Source organism: Skermanella sp. (genome assembly GCF_059503625.1).
In genome coordinates this window covers 1-2,536 of the sequence record NZ_JCACHA010000394.1, presented here as the reverse complement: position 1 = coordinate 2,536, position 2,536 = coordinate 1, and the positions used below count along the sequence as shown (strand labels likewise).

At 60.6% G+C, this 2,536-nt stretch carries 3 protein-coding genes; 2 read left to right on the top strand and 1 reads right to left on the bottom strand.

From position 1 onward, the window contains the following. The coding region (locus tag AC5JJ6_RS08775) for a DUF2382 domain-containing protein (RefSeq protein ID WP_496041668.1) at positions 1-231 on the top strand (231 nt) is incomplete at its 5' end. Continuing rightward, entirely contained in the window at positions 224-1,201 is a 978-nt protein-coding gene (locus AC5JJ6_RS08770; RefSeq protein WP_496041667.1) for a DUF2382 domain-containing protein, read from the top strand. The genes AC5JJ6_RS08775 and AC5JJ6_RS08770, both read left to right, overlap by 8 nt. 257 nt (positions 1,202-1,458) lie before the next feature. Here the strand turns inward: AC5JJ6_RS08770 and AC5JJ6_RS08765 are convergent, their stop codons facing one another. Then, positions 1,459-1,956: a YciE/YciF ferroxidase family protein gene (locus tag AC5JJ6_RS08765; protein ID WP_044437118.1), complete on the bottom strand. Its 498-nt coding sequence runs from the start codon at positions 1,954-1,956 to the stop codon at positions 1,459-1,461. Positions 1,957-2,536: the final 580 nt, after the last annotated feature.

Genomic DNA, 2,536 nt, shown 5'->3' with positions numbered 1-2,536 from the left:
GAGACCGCCCCTGAAATCCGACAGGACGGCGATCTCATGATCATCCCGATCGTCGAGGAGGAGGTTGTTCTCGTCACCAGGCTGGTGCTCAGGGAAGAGATCCATATTCGCAAAAAGACGACGCAGCGCACCGAGCAATTCACCGTAACACTTCGTTCCGAGCGTGCCGAAATCACATGCACCGGTATTGACGACGTTGTGTCTGCAAACTCAGGAAACCAACATGACTAAACAGACTGTTCTGGCTCTTTACAACGACAAGGCCTCCGCCCACCAGGTTCTCGAGGAGCTCCGCGCCGCCGGCTATGGCAGCGAGTTCTCGACTTCCGGTGATGGTTCCAGCAGTGCCGCCACAAGCGGAGGTGCGACGGCATCCGGCGCTTCGACCGGATCGAGCCTGTTCAGCTCCGTGAGCCGCGATCTTGGCGCCCCGGCATCCAGGACTTCGTCGCTGACCCGCCTTGGCGTTCCGGAGAGTGAGGCGCAGGTGTACAGCGAGGCTGTCCGGCGCGGCGGCGTTCTCCTGATCGGTCAGGTCGATGACAGCCATACCTCGGAAGTGCTGGAAATCATCGAGCGGCATCATCCGGTCGATGCGGACGAAAGAGCAGAGCTGTACCGGCAGGGTGGCTGGACCAGCTACGACGCCTCGGCTGCCGACTACGACGAAACCGCCGTCACCGAGGAACGCTCCCGCTACAGCTCGGGCCTGTCGGCTGCGGCCTCCAGCTTGCGCGACGTCGACGCTGGCGGGATCGGTACCCGGCGCGGCATCGACAGCGATCGTGAAGAAGTCATTCCCGTCGTCGAGGAAAGCCTCCGGGTCGGCAAGCGCGAGGTAGAGCGCGGCAGTGTCCGTGTCAGAACGCGGATCAGCGAGACGCCGGTCGAGGAAACCGTTTCACTCCGCGATGAGACGATCAACGTCGAACGCCGCGCGGTCAGTCGCGACGTCACCGATCTTCCCGCCGACGCTTTCCGCGAGCGGACCATCGAAGTGACGGAAACGGATGAGGAAGCGGTTGTCGCCAAGACGGCGCGGGTGGTCGAGGAAGTGGTGGTCCGCAAGGACGTCACCGAAGAGGCTCACACTATTCGCGACACCGTGCGCCGTACGGAAGTCGAGGTCGAGGACGGCCGCACCGACGTGGCAGGCAAGCGGTCCCTGAGCGACCGCGATCTCGACCGCTCCGACATCTGATCGGATCGTTTCTACGCGATCAGCTCAAGTAGGAGCTGGACTGCCAGAAGGGAGACAAGTTCGCGGTCCACGTCAACTTGTCTCCTTTCAATCGTCGGCGCTGAATGCGGCTCGGATGCCTGCCATATGGCTAGCATGAACGATCTTTGGCTTAACTGGACCTGTCCTCCGGCTGGCTGTTCCAAGCGTGCCTTAGCCCACGGGGGAGGTCGCGTGGAACGCCTTCCCCCGCACGTGTTTTCCAGACCAAGTAGGGTTCACGCAGCCTGAAGGGCCTTGGCGTTGACCTCGCCTTCGGCGATCTGGTTCAGCTTCTCGTCGGTTGCCTTTTCTTCCTCAAGCGTCTGCTGGAGAAGCTGGGCGACTTCCGTCATGCCACAGGTTTCGGCCAGGGTGCGTAGTGAGCCGTAGCTGGCGATCTCATAGTGCTCGACCTTCTGCGCCGACATGACGAGCGCCACGTCGAGAACTTCCGGCGGATGGCCACCGCCGATCAGTTCCTCCGCTTCCTCGATCAGCCCCTGGGTCGCTTCACAGGTATTGCCGCCGGGTTGGGCATTCAGCTTCTGGAAGATCTGCTCCAGACGCTGGACCTGGCCGCGGGTTTCCTGAAGATGAGTCTGGAAGGCCTGCTTCAGCTGCTGGGACGATGCGGCCTCGGCCATTTTCGGCAGGGCCTCCAGGATCTGCGTTTCTGCACTGTAAGTGTCCTGCAGTTCCTCGATCAGAAGGTCCTTGAGTGCTTGTTCGGACATGGTGGCTCCCTTTCCCGTGCTTTTTTCCTGACCCGTGCCGCATGGCGCATCCAGGTCCAGATCCACAACAGCGCTGCCAAACAATGATCTCTATGACTTTTCAGCAATTCCTGGTGGTGAAACCTTGTTCTTCCGGATCATTAGGCCCGATGGCTCTGGCAAATGGCTTTTGTCGTCGCTGCCGTCTCAGCTTTGTCCGCCAGTTCAGCGAAGGGTGTGGTCAGGACCTGCTTCACCCGGTTGCGCTGCCCTCCCTTTGCGCGGCTCCAGCGGCGGTTGTTCGGCCATCCGGCCTAGCGCCTTGCTTCCCAGAAAAGGTCGGTTGCGGATCTCGCGTCACTGCCCACCGCCGTTGCGGTATCCAGCATCCCAGCATGCCTCCAGATAATGACGGAAAGTTCCAGGACTGCTCCGAGCCGCAAAAAACGCCTTCGTTGCTGGCATACCCACCAGAAGCCGTATTCATACCTAGTGCAGACCTGAAAGCTGCACAAGGCGTGTTTCATAGGCCATCAGCGTTGCAGCAAGGAAAGCCAGTGATCGATCGTTGGTGACAATGAGGAACTGCCCACCAGCTCAT

Bases quoted from the DNA above. Each gene is read 5' to 3' on its own strand.
- AC5JJ6_RS08765 (WP_044437118.1), bottom strand. From the start codon at position 1,956: ATGTCCGAACAAGCACTCAAGGACCTTCTGATCGAGGAACTGCAGGAC.
- AC5JJ6_RS08770 (WP_496041667.1), top strand. From the start codon at position 224: ATGACTAAACAGACTGTTCTGGCTCTTTACAACGACAAGGCCTCCGCC.